The sequence below is a fragment of the Roseisolibacter sp. H3M3-2 genome, from assembly GCF_029211165.1.
In the GTDB taxonomy this organism is placed as follows: domain Bacteria; phylum Gemmatimonadota; class Gemmatimonadetes; order Gemmatimonadales; family Gemmatimonadaceae; genus Roseisolibacter.
This window is the reverse complement of sequence record NZ_JARGEK010000693.1, coordinates 1-995: the sequence shown is the minus strand read 5'-3', so window position 1 is coordinate 995 and position 995 is coordinate 1. Positions and strand designations below refer to the sequence as shown.

Annotated in this window: 1 protein-coding gene and 1 pseudogene; both read right to left on the bottom strand. The window is 81.7% G+C overall.

The window, feature by feature from the left end; all coding sequences use genetic code 11:
• Positions 1 to 498 (bottom strand): annotated as a pseudogene (locus PYV61_RS25775) (hypothetical protein); the annotation flags it as partial.
• Positions 499 to 767: 269 nt separating this feature from the next.
• Positions 768 to 995, bottom strand: a 228-nt coding sequence (locus PYV61_RS25770; protein WP_275836748.1) for a hypothetical protein, incomplete at its 5' end; no start/stop codon positions are given.

The window sequence follows — 995 nt, the reverse complement described above, 5'->3', positions numbered from 1 at the left end:
GGTCGGGCGCCCGCCAGCGGCCGCGCCCGGCGGGAGGGCGGCGGCGCCGGCGCCGTGCACCAGCGAGCCGTAGGGCGCGAGCGCGAGCGCGTGTCCCGTGTCGGCGCCCGTGACGAACGGCGCCACCAGCACGACGCCGGCGCCGGTGACGAACAGCGCCTGGTCGCGCTCGCGCCATGCCAGCAGCGCCAGCGCGGCGGACGCGACCGCGGCGATCCCCAGCGCGACGGCGGGCGACACCAGCCCGAGGGCGGGGCCCGACCGCGACGCGACGACGTGCGCCGCGACGTGCGCGACCGCGAGCAGCGCGTCGCCGAAGCGGCGCGTCCCGCCCCCGGCGTCGGCGCGCAGCCGCAGGCGCCATCCGGCGGCCGCCAGCACCGCCGCCGCCAGCGCCCCGAGCCCGACGCGGGCGGCCGGGGTGAGCGTGAAGACGGTGACGGCCCACGTCAGGAACGCGCCGAGCCCCATCAGGATCAGCAGCACCGCCAGCGCCACGGTCCCGTAGCGCCCGATCAGCGCCTCCAGCGCGGCGCCGTCGGCGGGGACGGGGCCGAGGCCGAGTCGCAGCGTCCAGGCGCCGAGCCGCCGACGCAGCGAGCCGCGGGCGGGGACCGCGCGGGCGACGGCGCGCGGGGTGGCTGGCGTCGGCGCGCGCGCCGCCCGCAGCGCGGCGACCTCGCGCTGCAGCTCGGCGACCAGCGCCTCCAGGCGGGCCAGTCGCTCGGCGTCGTCGCCGGGCGGCCCCGGGGGAAGGGGCGCGGCGCTCAGCGGAGGAAGCGCTCGGCCAGTTGGGCGAGGCGCTCGTCGCCGTCCTTGCGCGCGCGCAGCAGGATCGCGCGCACGGGCGCGTGCAGCCGCGGCTCGCCCCAGTAGTAGCCGGTCGCCGACTCGGCGCTCTCGGTCTCGCCGGCGCGCGCGGCCTCGAGCAGCGCCGCCGCGCCGCCGGCGCCGAACCCCGGGTCGTCGCGCGTCGGCAGCCCGTAGCCGCGGCG